The sequence below is a fragment of the Mariniflexile sp. genome, from assembly GCF_041583155.1.
Taxonomy (GTDB): Bacteria; Bacteroidota; Bacteroidia; order Flavobacteriales; family Flavobacteriaceae; genus Mariniflexile.
The window spans coordinates 25,720-41,046 of the sequence record NZ_JBFHGK010000037.1 but is presented as its reverse complement, the minus strand read 5'-3'; the positions used below and the strand labels follow the sequence as shown (position 1 = coordinate 41,046).

Below are 15,327 nucleotides of genomic sequence, written 5' to 3'. Positions count from 1 at the left end.
AGACCGCGTACGTAATATGGTAGCTCAAATGGATTTAGAAGGTTTTGGAAACTGTACCAATACTGGTGCTTGCGAAATTGAATGTCCTAAAGGAATTTCTTTAGACAATATCGCTCGCATGAACAGAGAATTAATGAAAGCGAATTTGTAATAACAAGTTTCCTTTTGTCGAAAATAATTGAAACCCAAGCATTTGCTTGGGTTTTTTGTTTAGTTTTGTCTTCTGTTTTCAATTTTATTTTTTAGTTAAATGAGGCTTCTTAAAATTATCTTTTTCTGTTTTCTTTGTTTTTTTAACACTTTATGTCGTGCACAATCTGTAGTGTCAGATGAACACATTTCCATTAATTTATTTGAAGAAGAAAGCTTGCTTCAACATATAAAAACGTTATCATCCGATGCGTTTGAAGGCAGACGAACAGGAACAATTGGTGCCTTGAAGACTGAAGAATACATAATCAATCAGTTTAAGTTAATGAATGTCTCGCCTTTGGGAGACAGCTATACCCAACCGTTTTCTTTTAATCGTGATGGAAAACGATTTGAAGCAAAAAATATTTTAGGAATAATTAAAGGTAGTTTATACCCAGAAAAATATATCGTTTTTAGCGGGCATTACGATCACGAAGGAGTGAAGAATGGGAAAATTTACAATGGTGCAGATGATAATGCTTCTGGAGCAAGTGCCTTGCTCAGTGTGGCTGAATATTTAAAAAATAATCCGCCTAAGCATTCCGTTATATTGGCAGCTTTTGATGGGGAAGAATTAGGATTGCAAGGTTCGAAGTATTACGTAAATAATTCCATAATTCCGATAGATCAAATTATGGTAAATCTTAATATGGATATGATAGGTAGAAGTGATAAGAATGAACTTTTCGCCGTTGGAACCATTCATAATAAAACCCTGAAAAGCTTGATTACCGAGAATATCTTTTCAAATAAAATAAAACTCCTTGCTGGACATGATGAAGGGAATGGTAGTAACAATTGGACTTACGCCTCAGACCACGCTTCCTTTCATAGAAAAGATATTCCCTTTTTATATTTTGGTGTTGAAGACCATAAAGATTACCACAAACCTACTGATGATTATGAAAATATTCATCCAAAATTTTATGTAGAGGCTGTTAAGGTTATCATTAGTGTATTTGATAAAATAGATTTACTAGGGCTCTAATAGCCTTGTTTTTATACTTTTATTCGGTTTCGTTTAATAACATAAAGCCACCTTTTATCAAAATGTCTTTGTTGTTTAATTCGTCTGAATTTAATACGGAGGTATAATCTTCATTTTGTGAGCCTAAATCAAGTCTAATTTTTTTAAAACTGAAGTTGTCTTCTTGCTTATTGGATAAAATTAAAGCAAAAAAATTGTTATCCATTTCTATAATGGCGTCTTTGGGTAAAGCCAATCTTTTAAAAGAATCTGTAATTATATTAGCTTCCACAAACATGCCAACTATAAAATTTGCTTGCGATTCATTAATTATATGGCCATGTACTTTTACAACTCTGGAGGTTTCATCAATGGAGGTTCCTACTAAATGTACTTCGGCTTCAAAAGTTTCGTTGGAGGCTTCCGGTATCTTAAAATGTATTATTTGTCCTTTTTTTACTTTTAAAATATCTTTTTCAAAAACCGAAAGTTCTATATGAATATGTTCTGTATCGATAATTTCTAGTATAACATCAGCAGGTGAAACATAAGTGCCATTACTAACATTTACTTTAGTAACAAAGCCATCTATGGGGGCATATAAATTTACAGTTGAAGTTAATTTGCCTTGTTCTACGGAAGTGGCACTAATGTTTAACATCGCTAATTTTTTTCGCAGGCCATTGTATTGAGCCAAACTGCTTTTGTAAACACCTTCGGCCTTTAAATAGTTTTTTTCTGATGTAATTTTTTCCTCAAAGAGGGTTTTTTGACGATTGAATTCAGACTTCAAATAATTTAGTTGCTCTGATATTTCTAAATATTGCTGTTGAATTTCGATAAATTCAGGATTTTCAAGTGTAACGAGTAATTGTCCTTTTTTAACTTTGTCCCCTATTAGCAATGGTGTTTTGGAAATATAACCACCTATAAAAGCGCTAATGGTCGCTTTGTTTTGTGGAGGAACATCTATCATCCCGCTGGTTTTAATAGTTTCATTAAAAGTGTGCGCTTCTAATTTTCCTAGTTGCATGTTTTCGCTGATAAATTGAGACTTCGTAATCTGAATTTTATTGGTATCTACAGTGTCTTGAACAACCGATTCTTTGTTTTTTTCTAAGTTCCCACAAGCTACGTTAACTAGTAGAAGCATTAGGATAAATATATATTTCATGGTTCTTAAATTTATAATAGTAAATAGTTAATAGCTATAATGGTTTCGTTGTATGCTTTTATATTGTTTAAGTAACTTAATTCAATGTCTTTTGCTGTTTCAATGCTTTGGATGTATTGAAAGAAATCAATTTCACCTTCTTTAAAAGTGCGTTCTGCTGTTTTTATTATTTCTTTGGATAGGGTTAGTCCTTCATTTTCATAATAATTGATAGATTCGTTATATTGTTGAAGCGTTGCTAAAAGAGATTGATATTCCGAAACTAACTTTACTTTGTAATCTTGTTTTTCTGTAACTGCAATGTCTACTGCAATTTTTGAAGCCTTTATTTTTGAAGCTGTACCGCTGAATAATAACGGGATTTTAATGCCCAATTGATAGCCTTGAACGTTGCTATTTAAAGTTGAGTTTGTTCCCTGAAAGTACTCTACACTTAAATCTGGTAAAAATGTTTGTTTTTCCTGTTGGTTTAAAGCTTCATATAGTGCTTTGGTGTCCTCATAAAATAGAAGTCCTACATGGTTTTCAAGTGAAATGGTTTGTACTTCAAGTTTTTTTAAAGCGTCATTAGAAATGGTTATACTATCAACTTGCACCAATTTTTTCAATTCTGCCAATGCAACTTTAACTTCTTGTAGCGATTGTTTGTAACTAGTTTCAAGCTGTTTTTGTTTCGATTTTGCACTAATCATTTCTAAATAATTGGTTTCACCCAACTGAAAACGGCGTTCGGCAGCATGTGCGAAATTTTGATATAAGCTGTCAAGATATTTATATGTTTGTTCTTTGTTTTTGGCATAATTTAATGTGTTATATGCTAAAGATACTTGGCGTTTCAATGTTTGCAGTAGAATGGTATATTCCGATTTTTGGAGCTGGTATTTTGCTTTATTAACTTTTCTACCGGCAAAATAAACGGTCGGGAATTTAAAGTCCTGAGATATACCATAAACCTTTAAAGGCAAGTTGTTAATAGCTAAATTGTTTTCGTCGTATTGATAATAAATCGAGGTTTTATCAAAATTAAAGGCACTTCCTATTTGTGCTTTTGTTTCTTTAGTTTTTAATGAAGATGCTTTTAAATGCGCATTGTTTTCAATAGCCAATTCAATGGTTTCTTCAATTGTTAAAGGTTTTTGTTGTGCGTTTATGTTTATTGTTACTAAAGTGAAAATGATTGGTAATATTGTTTTTTTATTCATTTTAATTTCTTTTTTTTCTTCAAACCAAGCATATAAAACAGGTAAAACAATTAGCGTTAAAATGGTTGCGGAAACTAAGCCACCAATAACAACTGTGGCTAATGGTCGTTGTACTTCAGCACCCGCATTCGTGGAAATTGCCATTGGTAAAAACCCTAAAGCAGCAGCTGATGCAGTTAATAAAACAGGACGCAAGCGTTCCGTTGTACCTTTTTTTATAAGTTCCTCAATATTGGTAATGCCTTCTTGTTTTAATTCTTTAAAGTGTTCTATTAAAACAATACCATTTAGAACAGCAATACCAAACAGGGCGATAAATCCAACTCCAGCAGAAATACTAAAGGGCATATCTCTTATCCATAATAATAATATACCTCCAACGGCTGAAAGTGGAATAGCAGAATATACCATAGCAGCTTCCTTTATAGAGCCAAAAGCGAAATGCAATAGAATAAAAATGAGTACCAATGCAATAGGAACCGCTACCATTAATCTGGATTTGGCGCTTTGCAGATTTTCAAATTGACCACCATACGTTACCGTGTAACCTGTAGGTAGTTTCAATTTACTATCAATAATATGTTTTACATCATCAACTACCGATTGTAAGTCGCGATTTCTTACATTAATTCCAACAACAATGCGGCGCTTGGCATCGTCTCTTGAAATCTTTGCGGGTCCTGTGGTGTATTTTATTTCTGCTAGTTCACTAAGTGGAATTTTTACACCATTCGGTGTGTCCACATATAAATTTTGGAGATTTTGAATGTTAGTACGGTGTTCGCCATCTAAACGCACCACCATATCAAAACGTTTTTCACCTTCAAAAACGGTCCCTACATTTAGCCCTGCAAAACCCATAGAAATTAATTCGTTTACATCTGAAATATTTAAACCATAACGAGCAATTTTATTTCGATTGTACGCAACACTCATTTGTGGTAAACCTTCAACTTTTTCAATGATGATATCCGATGCCCCATCAACATGTTGGATAAGTGATTTTATTTCGTTGGCTTTTTTTGCTAAAACGGATAAGTCTTCGCCAAAAATTTTGATGGCGACATCGGCCCTAACGCCAGTAATAAGTTCGTTAAAGCGCATTTCGATGGGTTGAGTAAATTCTACTTCCATACCAGGAATGATAGCAAGCACTTTTTTGAATTTATCGGCTAATTCGTCTTTGCTTTCAGCGGATACCCACTCATCCTTAGGTTTCAGTTTAATGATAACATCACTTTCTTCCATACTCATTGGGTCGGTTGGTACTTCGGCGGCACCAATTCTGCTTACCACTTGGTCTACTTCTGGGAAATTGCTTAAAAGTAATTTTTCTATTTTGGTTGTTGTTTCAATAGTTTTACCGAGTGAAGTTCCGGTTTTTAAGACGGGCTGGATTACAAAATCACCTTCATCTAGAGTGGGAACAAACTCGCCTCCCATGGTACTAAATAACCAAATGCTAATTGCGAGTAAAAACCCTGCTAGTGCAACCACTACTTTTTTGTGTTCTAAGGCCCAATGAATACTTGGTGTGTATAGTTTGGTTAGGAATTTCATCAACTTAACAGAAATGTTTTTATCACTTTGTTTATGGGGTTTTAAAAACATTGATGAAATAACGGGCACATAAGTCAAACAAAAAATTATGGCTCCAATTAAGGCAAAACTGAAAGTTAATGCCATTGGTTTAAACATTTTACCTTCCACACCACTTAATGATAAAATGGGTATAAAAACAATTAGAATAATGAGTTGTCCAAAAATGGCAGAATTCATCATTTTTGAGGCACTTTTTAGGGTAATAGAATCTATGGATGCTTGTTGGTTTTCAAAAGAAAGGGCTTGAATTTTGGCGCTTTTCGTTGTTATTTGAAACGCGATAAATTCTACAATAATTACGGCGCCATCAATAATAATCCCGAAATCTATAGCACCTAAACTCATTAAATTGGCATCAATACCAAAAATGTTCATTAAGGAAATGGCGAATAATAAACACAACGGAATAACCGAAGCTACAACGAGGCCTGAGCGTATATTTCCTAGTAGTAAGACCACCACGAAAATGACGATAAGCGATCCTAAAATTAAATTTTCGGCCACTGTAAAAGTTGTTTTCCCAATTAGTTCGCTGCGCTCTAAAAAACCGTTAATATAAACGCCCTCAGGCAAAGTTTTTTGTACGGAAGCAACACGTTCCTTAACGGCATCAATCACTTCTTTGGAATTTCCATCTTTCAACATCATAATTTGGCCGAGTACTTTTTCGCCTTCACCATTACCAGTTATGGCTCCAAAGCGCGTGGCACTTCCAAAGCCTACTTTAGCAACATCTTTTATGTAAATAGGTAGTCCATTGTTTTTTATAACAATATTCTCAATATCTTCAAGCGAGGTTACCAAACCTTCACCACGTATAAAAAAGGCTTTGTTGGATTTTTCAATATAACCGCCACCAGCTACACTATTATTTTTTTCTAGTGCATCAAAAACAGACCGATAATTAATATTCATTGCTTTCAACTTTTCAGGATTTATAGCAATTTCATATTCTTTTAGATTGCCTCCCCAGGTATTTACTTCTACAACTCCGGGAATTCCTGAAAGCTGACGTTTTACAATCCAATCTTGTATAGTACGTAGTTCGGTGGCAGAGTAACGGTCTTTAAATTCGGGTTTTACATCTAAAATGTATTGATAAATTTCTCCCAAACCAGTGGTTATTGGTCCCATTTCAGGAGAACCAAAACCTTTCGGAATCTTTTCTGTGGCCGATTTTATTTTTTCAGCAATTAATTGTCTCGGTAAATAGGTTCCCAGGCTTTCTTTAAATACAATGGTAACAACGGATAGTCCAAATTTTGAAACCGAGCGAATTTCTTCAACACCTGGAAGATTCGCCATTTCTAATTCTACCGGATAGGTAATAAATTGCTCTACATCTTGTGTTGATAAATTTCGTGATGTCGTTATAACTTGTACTTGGTTGTTAGTAATATCTGGTACGGCACCAATGGGGATTTGGGTTATCGAATAAATTCCGAAGCCAATAACCGATGCTATAAAAAGTAGCACGACAAGCTTATTCTTTAAGCTGAATTTAATTATGGTTTCTAGCATAATCCACTTTAATGAAAATTGATAAATGCCATTCAAAAAAGAATTTGAATAGTTTTAAAAGAAATATTTATAAAGGAATTAAGCTATTTTTGGCGGCTGAAAAACAGTAGGTTTTTCAAAAGAAGAGAAGGGCTCTTTATAAAAAAAGTTAAGAGGAATTTCCGTAATCATCGGGGAATATACGGCGTATGATAATGTTTTTAATAGTGTGAAGGACGTGTTAATATGAGAACACATATGGTGGTCATCTTTAAATGGCAAATTCTCATGCCCTTGATGTTTGTTTTGATGAGACGCCATTTTTTCACCATAATGTTCCGAGATAAATTCTAAAAAATCATCGCCATAAACTACTTGATGATATTTCGCATGTTGTATTAAGGCGTTGAGCCTTGAAAGGTCATCAACGTTAATATTGAAACTTTGAACAAGAATCAAAAAAGAATATATTACAACAATACATTTACTCATATCAAAACAATATTACAAAAAATATTGTTTTTTAAACAGTTATATTTAGTTAAAAATAAGCTTTTAACTGAACAGTGCCTGTGTGTATGGTATTGCTTGTTTCGGTTTTTCGGCCGAAGTAACTCAGATTTAAATCTAGAAAATCAGTTAGTTTTTTTTGTGCTAACAAGCTCCAAGTAAAGTTTTTGCCAGGTTGTAGTCCCTCTAGCATTTGATACGACACTGGTGTGTTTGCATTACCATTAAAGCTATTGGAGAAGAAGTTAAGCTCCCCAATTATAGAACTTTTTTGGTTTGAAGCGAATGTAAAAGAAGTGCCGTATTTCTGTTGTTTTAAACTTTCTAAATCGCCAACAGTATTCTCTTTTTTGGCATATTGATAAAAGATATCGAAACGGGAATTATCGTTAAATAAATACGACAGTTTTGGATTGAAACTAGTTTCATCAAAATTATAATTTTTACTAACATAGTTTTCGCTAATGCTTTCATTAGTATCAAAATCTGATTGTAATGTAACCAACCAACTTGCAGTTATTTTATGATTGAAGTTAAATTGATGACTACTTAAAGCATTTTCTATATATCCAATAGATAAAACACTCCTAGTTTTGTTTGAAAGATAAGTGTAAGAAGCTGTATAGTGCTGTTTTCCGCGATTGAAGAACAACACATTTCTGAAATTTAGTTGAAGCCCTAATTGGTTTTCTTCATTGTTTTCAAATGGGTTTAAGTTGAAGCTACCACCATCGCGTTTTAACTTTCTATCTACCAAATAACTTGTTTGGTTATAGAAATGAGACCAGAATTTTTGTGAATTGTTTTTTGAAACCGACCATTTTGAAGGGTTAATAGTTAGTGTTTGACTAAATCTATTTTGATGCGTTTTTATATATACTTGGTTGGGTAATAACACCCGAATGTATTTTCCTTGGTCTTGAAATTGGGCAATTTCAAACTCTTCTAGTTCCTGAATGTTGTTCCCGTTGTAATCGATCCAAGTATAAGTGCCTTGTCCTGGTTCCACTTCTACGTAAGTAAAATCTTGTTGTGCCAAGGTGCCCGAATTGGTTTCAAAAAGAGTATTCCATTGAACAATTTGTTGAAATAGTTTTTGATTGAATTGTAATCTAGAGTTTAAAGATTGTTCATCATCAACACCTTCGTCTTCATTTTTTAAAGTTCTATAATTAGTGAAAATTGCTAAATTGGTGTTGGTGTTTTGGATAAGTCGTGTATCTATATAAAAAGTGTTCGATGTGTTAACTTTTTGTAATTGATTGTTACGAATACTGTCATTCACTCTATTTTTATAACCAAATTCGGTAAAGATCTTCGTGCTATCTCCAACCCCATAAAATACTTCGTAAGATTTGAATTTCTGACTTAAATCTGTTAATTCGTCAGTAGCTATCTCCTTTTGTTGATTGTCTTCAATAGCCAATTTTGTGCCTAACCAGCTTTTAGGTAGACTATAGGTTATTTGGTTGGAAGATCTTAAAAAAGTAGAGCTATTTTCAGTAGAACTCGCATTTAAGACACTTGAAAAAGAGGTAATTCTAAACTTATTTAGCAATAATAATGTGTTGAAGACATGCCTGTTACCATTAAAATTTTTGGAATAGCCTAAATGTTCAAATTGATAAGTAACATTTCCTTTTTTTTGGTGATATAAATTGAATCCAGAAGTTAATAAAGTTTGATGCCCTAAATCTGTATTTAAACTTGTTGATGAGGCATCATTTAAATTCCAATCTCGATTAAATTCCGCATTGTACAATCGCTCAATAGTTTTGAAATTTCTTTGTATGAAATCGCCATCAGCGAATACATTTAGATTCCATAAACTATCATTTTTAACAAGTCCTTGCGATATTTTAAGTTTACCCGCAAACCCATCGTTATTGGAGTCATCCAAAGTAGAAAACAGGTTTAAATCATTTTTACTGCCTGCAGCTTCAAAAGTAATAGACGTTTTTTTGGAAGGGTTGTAAGTACCATTAATTACTGCAATTTGAAGTTTTGTAGGTGCAATAAGCTGGGTAATTGGTGCGTAATTACCTTGTGAAACACCAATAAATTCATAGATGTTATTAATGGCATTGGTGCTTTTTAAGATGTAATCCCCTTGGTTTGTGCCAACTTCCGAAAAGGTTACACGATATAAAGTATCTTCTGGATTGTTGGAAAATACAAAAGCTTCAACACCATCTATTAACTCTTTTTTGTATAGAATTCGATTATCGTTTTGGGATTCTTCAACTTCCGAAGGTGCTACCATAAGCGTACTGTCATCGCCTGCATTGGAAAGAATTTGTACTTGTGCTTCAGATAAATTTTGCTGCAAGGGTTGGTTTTTAGCATCGTTTTCAGAATAAACAGAAACTCCAATACTTAATTTTTCATTCTCAAATCGGGCACCACCGTAAGCTACTAAACGTGAATAATTACGTTCGCTATATTGGTAATCTACCGTAATACGCATTTCGGAAGTAATTGGGAAGGTGGAATTGAAAATAATTTCTCCTGCATTATAATCAATAATATAATCTTTGTCTTCTCCACGCTGTTTCATCACGCCATTTACATAAACGGTTTCACTACCCGAGACTATAAGTACGTATAACTGGCCACTTTCACCTTGTAATTTATAAGGTCCTTGGTTGCCTTCTTGGGCTATAAAGGTACTTCGGGTAAATTGGCCTCGTACTAAAGCTCCCGCAGCGAATAAATTTGTTTTGGAAGTTTCGTTGTCTATCGTGCCAGTTACCGATAAACCTTGAACACGTTTAGAGAAATTAGCGAAATAAGAATTATTGTTTTGTAAATCGATATCGCCTGCACGGATGTTCCATTTTTCACTATACAATTCAATAAAAACTTGGTCGAATTCATCTAAACGCTGGCTATAGCCACTTTCTTGCAAAGGTATATTGGCGTCTTGAATAGATGCTCGTAAAGAAACTTTATCATTCAGTTTACCTGAAATTTGAAGGTCCAATTCACTGTTTAATACCGAGTTCTGATTGTTACCAACAGTAACGCCTCGCGAAATACTTCCAGAAGTTGTTAATCCATCAAAAGGAATGAAGTTTTTGGTTTCATTTGGTTGCGATAGTTGGTAGAGTTTTTGGATATTAGAAGTGTTTTCAACAATAATAGCCTCATCTAATTGTTTGTACGTTTTGGTTAAAAACTCGGGAAATTTCAAATAATTGATAATAATGGAGTCTGTTTCAATAGGTGTTGTGAATTTTAATATGGCCTTGCCAAAATCAACTTTATAAAATGAACTATCTATAATTGAATTGTTTTTTAGCTTAATAGAAAAGAAATTCGAATTGATACTGACACTATCTATCACAATAGTATCGCTTATAGCTACTTTTTTAGTTCTATAATTTGAATTTTGAGCCAGTCCATAAAACCCAATAAAAAAAATAAGAAGACAGATTATAAACTTCATTAGATACTTAAACTTAAAATAGTTTAAATTATTTTGTTAATAGTTTTCGTTAAATGTGGCCTAAAATAATAGTGTAAAAGTAACGCATTATTTATTTTAGCTGAAATTAACTAGCTTTTAAAAAGTGAGTTATCACAATAGAGGTTGGGATTTTTTAAACATATTTGAAATGAAAATTATATCATATAACGTAAATGGCATCCGTGCAGCACTTAACAAAGGGTTTATAGATTGGTTAAAAAGTGCTAGTCCTGATGTTATTTGTTTGCAAGAAATTAAAGCTTTAAAAGAACAGCTAGATTTAGATTTATTTATAGAGGCAGGTTATACCTACAATTATTGGTTTAGTGCACAAAAAAAAGGCTATAGTGGCGTTGCTATTTTAAGTAAAATAAAACCAAACCATGTAGAATATGGCACAGGAATTGCTTCCATGGATTTTGAAGGTAGAAATTTGCGAGCCGATTTTGATGGCTTATCGGTTATGAGTTTGTATTTGCCATCAGGAACCAATGATGCTCGATTAGACCATAAGTTTGAATATATGGACATGTTTCAAAACTATATAACGGAACTTAAAAAAACCATTCCTAATTTAGTTGTTTGTGGCGATTATAACATCTGCCATGAAGAAATTGACATCCATAACCCTAAAGGATTAAGTAAAGTTTCAGGGTTTTTACCTGCCGAACGTAAATGGTTAGGTGCTTTTATAGATGCTGGTTTTACCGATTCTTTCCGTCATTTAAATAAGGAGCCAAACCATTATACCTGGTGGAGTTACCGCGCTAATTCAAGAGCCAATAACAAAGGTTGGCGATTAGATTATGCCATGGTTTCAAACGCCATACAAGAAAAGATAAAAAGAGCCGTTATATTATCGGATGCAGTACATAGTGATCATTGTCCGATACTATTAGAAATTGAAAATTAAAACCAATAGATAAAAACCAAACCATAAAGAAATTAAAAAATGATAAAAAGATTTTCCTTAGTAGCCTTAACTTTAGTGCTTCTATCTTCGTGCGTTTCCCCTAAAATTTATAAAGATTTAGAAGCAAAATACGCCAATTTAAAACAAGCTAATAGAAAGCTTGCCGATGAAAATGAAGATTTACTTTTCGATAAAACCAAAGCAGAAAACGAGTTAAAACAATTAAAAACAGATTATGCTGCGGTACTTGCACAACGTAATAAATTACAAAGTGATTACGATGCAACAAAATCAAATCTAGATGCGCTTAAATCGTCTTATGATGCTTTAGAGAAGAATAGCTCAGCGTCTATTTCAGCTAATTCAGAAAAAAATAGAGAATTATTGGCTCAATTAGAAGCTAAAGAACAAGCGTTGGCCGATGAAAATCAACGATTAGAAAATCTTAAAAAACAATTGCAAGATCGTTCAAATCGTATTGCGGAACTTGAGAAAGTAATTTCAGATAAAGATGCAGCCATGACGGCCTTAAGAGAAGCAATATCTAAAGCTTTAACCGATTTTGAAGGTAAAGGTTTAACGGTAGAGCAACGCGATGGCAAAGTTTATGTTTCTATGGAAAACAAATTGCTTTTCAGCTCGGGTAGTTGGGCAGTAGGAGCAGAGGGTCGTCGTGCCGTTCAGCAATTGGGAGCTGTTTTAGCTAATAACCCAGATATCGCCATCTTAATTGAAGGCCATACCGATAACGTTCCGTACCAAGGTAGTGGCCAAATTGTAGGTAACTGGGATTTGTCTACCAAACGTGCTACAGCAATCGTTAACATTTTAAGAGAAAACGCTTCTATAAATGCTGAAAACTTAACAGCTGCCGGTAGAGGAGAGTTTGCTCCTGTTGCAACTAATGAAACGCCTGAAGGAAGAGCTAAAAACAGACGTATAGAAGTAATTTTAACACCCAAGTTAGATGAACTTTCTAAGTTGTTAAACGAAAATTAATATTTTGGCGTTACCACAGGGGTCGGGCTATACACTATATCTTTTTAAAACGTCATAGCGAGGACGAAGGACGTGGCCATTTATCGAATTCTCGTTCTTCCCCTATTTATTACTACCATGTTTTAAAAAGGATAGCGTTTCTATCCCTAACGCAAAAAACAAACATGAACACTATTTTTAAACCTTTCAGTTCAATTGTAACTGAAAGGTTTTTTATCTTTATACTTTCATGTAAAAAGTCTAAAAATCCAAAGAATATCTGTCTAAACAATCTAAAATGAAATATACCACCTTACCAAAAACCGATATAAAAGTTAGTAAAATATGTCTGGGTTCCATGACCTGGGGAAATCAAAATACCGAGGCCGAAGGACATACTCAGTTGGATTATGCATTTCAACAAGGTATTAATTTTATAGATACAGCCGAAATTTACCCAGTTCCGGCATCTGCCGAAACTCAAGGTCGTACCAGTAAGATTATTGGAACCTGGTTAAAAAAAACGGGTTACAGAGATAAGCTTGTACTTGCTTCAAAAATTGCTGGAGTAGGTGATTATACGGCGCATATTCGTACTACTGGTTTTAGTAAAGAAGCAATAGCCGATGCGGTAAATGGCGAGTTAAAACGATTGCAAACCGATTATATTGATATTTTTCAATTACATTGGCCAGAACGTGAAACTAACCGATTTGGAATTAGAAATTATACCTTAGATACTAAATGGGAAGATAATTTTAACGACATACTTCATGGTTTAGAAGAGGTTATTAAAACTGGGAAAATCAGGTATGCAGGATTGTCCAACGAAAATGCTTGGGGTACCATGCGCTATCTAGAGGAATCTAAAATCCATGGTTTGCCAAGAATAAAAACCATTCAAAATGCCTATTCTTTGTTAAATAGAACATTTGAAAGTGATCTGGCCGAAGTGTCTTTACGAGAGCATGTTGGTTTATTGGCCTATTCTCCAATGGCTTTTGGGGTACTTTCAGGTAAATATATTAAAGGTATTGAGACTGAAAACTCAAGATTGAAATTATTTTCAAGATTCACAAGATATAGTAGTGAGCAATGTGCGGAAGCCACCAAACGTTATCTGAAAATTGCAGAAGATCATAATATGACTTTAGCTCAAATGAGTTTGGCTTTCGTTACACAACAAGCTTTTGTAACAAGCACCATTATCGGGGCAACGAATTTAGAGCAACTTAAAGAAAATATTGATAGTATTAATATTGTTTTAAGTGATGAGGTCATGGCACAAATTAATGCTGTTAACGATGTAATACCTAATCCCGCGACTTAACTGAAAATTATATTTAAAATATCATGTGCTATCTAAAAACTCTATTATTCTTTCTATTTTTTTTTAATATTAATACTATTATAGCACAAGATATGGATGCTCATAAATGGAAAAATAGAGTGCTATTAGTACTATCTGATGATGATAACAATCTGATTTTTAAAAACCAGATTAATGAATTTAAAGCACATGAAAAGGAACTTAAAGATCGAAAATTAATTGTATATCAAATAAGTAAAGAGGGGTATGCCATTGGTTTAAATCAAGTTTCAAATTGGCAAAAAACTACTAAAACATATAAGATATATAAGAAGGATAAAAAATCTAGTTTTGAGATTATACTTATAGGATTAGATGGTGGTGAAAAACTCAGACAATCAGATTTTATAACTTCTGAAGCCTTGTTTCGGGTAATTGATGTAATGCCTATGAGACGTTCCGAATTGAAAAATAAATAGATTTAAAATATAACGATATGATTTTTAATGGTAATAGCCTTAGTTTAAAAAGGTGTGCCAAATTTAAATTATACGTAAATTGAAGTAGTAAAAACACACAAAATAAATTTGATAATAATATGAAATGGCAAGGTAGAAGGAAGAGTTCTAATATAGATGACCGTAGAGGAAGAAGTAGTGGTTCCGGACAAGGTATAGGTGGGTTTAGCCCGACGCTTTTAGCGCCCTTAGTTAAATTACTTTTTTCAAAATTAGGACTTTTTATAGTTGGCGGTTTTTTAGTAGTGTCTCTAATTATGGGTAAAAATCCACTATCTTTAATAACCCAATTGTTGGGTGGTGGATTAACGCCAACTGAAACAGGCGTGCCCTATCAAGCCTCGGCTAAAGATGAAGAATTGGCTGAATTTAGTGCAACCATTTTGGCAAATACTGAAGATGTTTGGAACAGTCTTTTAAATAATTATAGAGAACCTACCTTGGTGCTTTTTACAGGTTCGGTATCTTCTGCTTGTGGATCTGCTTCAAGTGCTACTGGACCATTTTATTGCCCAGGCGATGAAAAATTGTATATCGACTTAAGTTTTTTTGATGATATGGAGCGTCAATTGAAGGCACCGGGAGATTTTGCTCAAGCCTATGTCATTGCACACGAAGTAGGCCATCATATTCAAAAAATTATGGGTACTACAGATAAAATGAATCGCTTAAGAGGACAGGTATCTCAAACTGAATATAATAAATACTCTGTAATGTTGGAGCTCCAAGCCGATTTTTTAGCTGGTGTTTGGGCACATCATTCTCAAAAAATGACACAGATGATGGAATCTGGAGATCTTGAAGAGGCTATGAATGCTGCCAATGCCATTGGTGATGATAGATTACAAAAACAATCTAGTGGCAGGGTCGTACCAGATTCGTTCACTCATGGAACTTCTGCACAACGGATGCGTTGGTTTAAGAAAGGATTTGAAACGGGTGATTTATCGCAAGGTGATACGTTCAGTGCAACTTCGCTATAGTTTTTTTATG

The 15,327-nt window shown here is 33.8% G+C and carries 10 protein-coding genes and 1 pseudogene; 7 read left to right on the top strand and 4 right to left on the bottom strand.

Translation table 11 applies throughout. The features are described 5' to 3' along the window. Both ABYI63_RS13200 and ABYI63_RS13195 read left to right on the top strand, forming a co-directional pair. Positions 1-151: pseudogene (locus tag ABYI63_RS13200) on the top strand (succinate dehydrogenase/fumarate reductase iron-sulfur subunit); the annotation flags it as partial. A 171-nt stretch (positions 152-322) separates the two neighbouring features. Further along, a complete protein-coding gene (locus ABYI63_RS13195) occupies positions 323-1,180 on the top strand; it encodes a M28 family peptidase (RefSeq protein ID WP_372756853.1) in 858 nt (285 codons plus the stop codon). Between the two features lie 19 nt (positions 1,181-1,199). Here ABYI63_RS13195 and ABYI63_RS13190 read toward each other — a convergent pair whose 3' ends face one another. The 4 genes from ABYI63_RS13190 to ABYI63_RS13175 all read right to left on the bottom strand — a co-directional run bounded on the left by ABYI63_RS13190 (position 1,200) and on the right by ABYI63_RS13175 (position 10,595). After that, the gene (locus tag ABYI63_RS13190) at positions 1,200-2,333 is read right to left on the bottom strand and encodes an efflux RND transporter periplasmic adaptor subunit (protein ID WP_372756852.1); all 1,134 of its coding nucleotides are present in this window, start codon (positions 2,331-2,333) and stop codon (positions 1,200-1,202) included. 11 nt (positions 2,334-2,344) lie between these two features. Further along, positions 2,345-6,658 (bottom strand): CusA/CzcA family heavy metal efflux RND transporter, encoded by a 4,314-nt coding sequence (locus tag ABYI63_RS13185; RefSeq protein WP_372756850.1) that lies wholly within the window; start codon positions 6,656-6,658, stop codon positions 2,345-2,347. A gap of 78 nt (positions 6,659-6,736) precedes the next feature. Then, on the bottom strand, positions 6,737-7,129 hold the full coding sequence (locus ABYI63_RS13180) for a hypothetical protein (protein WP_372756849.1): 393 nt from the start codon (positions 7,127-7,129) through the stop codon (positions 6,737-6,739). Between the two features lie 49 nt (positions 7,130-7,178). After that, positions 7,179-10,595 carry a hypothetical protein gene (locus ABYI63_RS13175; RefSeq protein ID WP_372756847.1) on the bottom strand — a complete coding sequence of 1,139 codons (3,417 nt, stop codon included), beginning with the start codon at positions 10,593-10,595 and terminating at the stop codon, positions 7,179-7,181. A 169-nt stretch (positions 10,596-10,764) separates the two neighbouring features. Here ABYI63_RS13175 and ABYI63_RS13170 point away from each other — a divergent pair, with 169 nt between their 5' ends. The 5 genes from ABYI63_RS13170 (at position 10,765) to ABYI63_RS13150 (ending at position 15,317) form a co-directional block, all read left to right on the top strand. Then, positions 10,765-11,529: an exodeoxyribonuclease III gene (locus ABYI63_RS13170; protein WP_372756846.1), complete on the top strand. Its 765-nt coding sequence runs from the start codon at positions 10,765-10,767 to the stop codon at positions 11,527-11,529. 39 nt (positions 11,530-11,568) lie between these two features. Continuing rightward, entirely contained in the window at positions 11,569-12,528 is a 960-nt protein-coding gene (locus ABYI63_RS13165) for an OmpA family protein (RefSeq protein WP_372756845.1), read from the top strand. A 277-nt stretch (positions 12,529-12,805) separates the two neighbouring features. Then, complete coding sequence (locus ABYI63_RS13160; RefSeq protein WP_372756843.1) at positions 12,806-13,837, top strand: NADP(H)-dependent aldo-keto reductase; 1,032 nt, start codon at positions 12,806-12,808, stop codon at positions 13,835-13,837. A gap of 23 nt (positions 13,838-13,860) precedes the next feature. Beyond that, positions 13,861-14,295 (top strand): DUF4174 domain-containing protein, encoded by a 435-nt coding sequence (locus tag ABYI63_RS13155; protein WP_372756841.1) that lies wholly within the window; start codon positions 13,861-13,863, stop codon positions 14,293-14,295. Positions 14,296-14,414: 119 nt separating this feature from the next. Continuing rightward, a complete protein-coding gene (locus tag ABYI63_RS13150) occupies positions 14,415-15,317 on the top strand; it encodes a neutral zinc metallopeptidase (RefSeq protein ID WP_372756839.1) in 903 nt (300 codons plus the stop codon). Positions 15,318-15,327: the final 10 nt, after the last annotated feature.

Bases quoted from the DNA above. Each gene is read 5' to 3' on its own strand.
- ABYI63_RS13160 (WP_372756843.1), top strand. From the start codon at position 12,806: ATGAAATATACCACCTTACCAAAAACCGATATAAAAGTTAGTAAAATA.
- ABYI63_RS13190 (WP_372756852.1), bottom strand. From the start codon at position 2,333: ATGAAATATATATTTATCCTAATGCTTCTACTAGTTAACGTAGCTTGT.
- ABYI63_RS13155 (WP_372756841.1), top strand. From the start codon at position 13,861: ATGTGCTATCTAAAAACTCTATTATTCTTTCTATTTTTTTTTAATATT.
- ABYI63_RS13170 (WP_372756846.1), top strand. From the start codon at position 10,765: ATGAAAATTATATCATATAACGTAAATGGCATCCGTGCAGCACTTAAC.
- ABYI63_RS13150 (WP_372756839.1), top strand. From the start codon at position 14,415: ATGAAATGGCAAGGTAGAAGGAAGAGTTCTAATATAGATGACCGTAGA.
- ABYI63_RS13185 (WP_372756850.1), bottom strand. From the start codon at position 6,658: ATGCTAGAAACCATAATTAAATTCAGCTTAAAGAATAAGCTTGTCGTG.
- ABYI63_RS13165 (WP_372756845.1), top strand. From the start codon at position 11,569: ATGATAAAAAGATTTTCCTTAGTAGCCTTAACTTTAGTGCTTCTATCT.
- ABYI63_RS13180 (WP_372756849.1), bottom strand. From the start codon at position 7,129: ATGAGTAAATGTATTGTTGTAATATATTCTTTTTTGATTCTTGTTCAA.
- ABYI63_RS13175 (WP_372756847.1), bottom strand. From the start codon at position 10,595: ATGAAGTTTATAATCTGTCTTCTTATTTTTTTTATTGGGTTTTATGGA.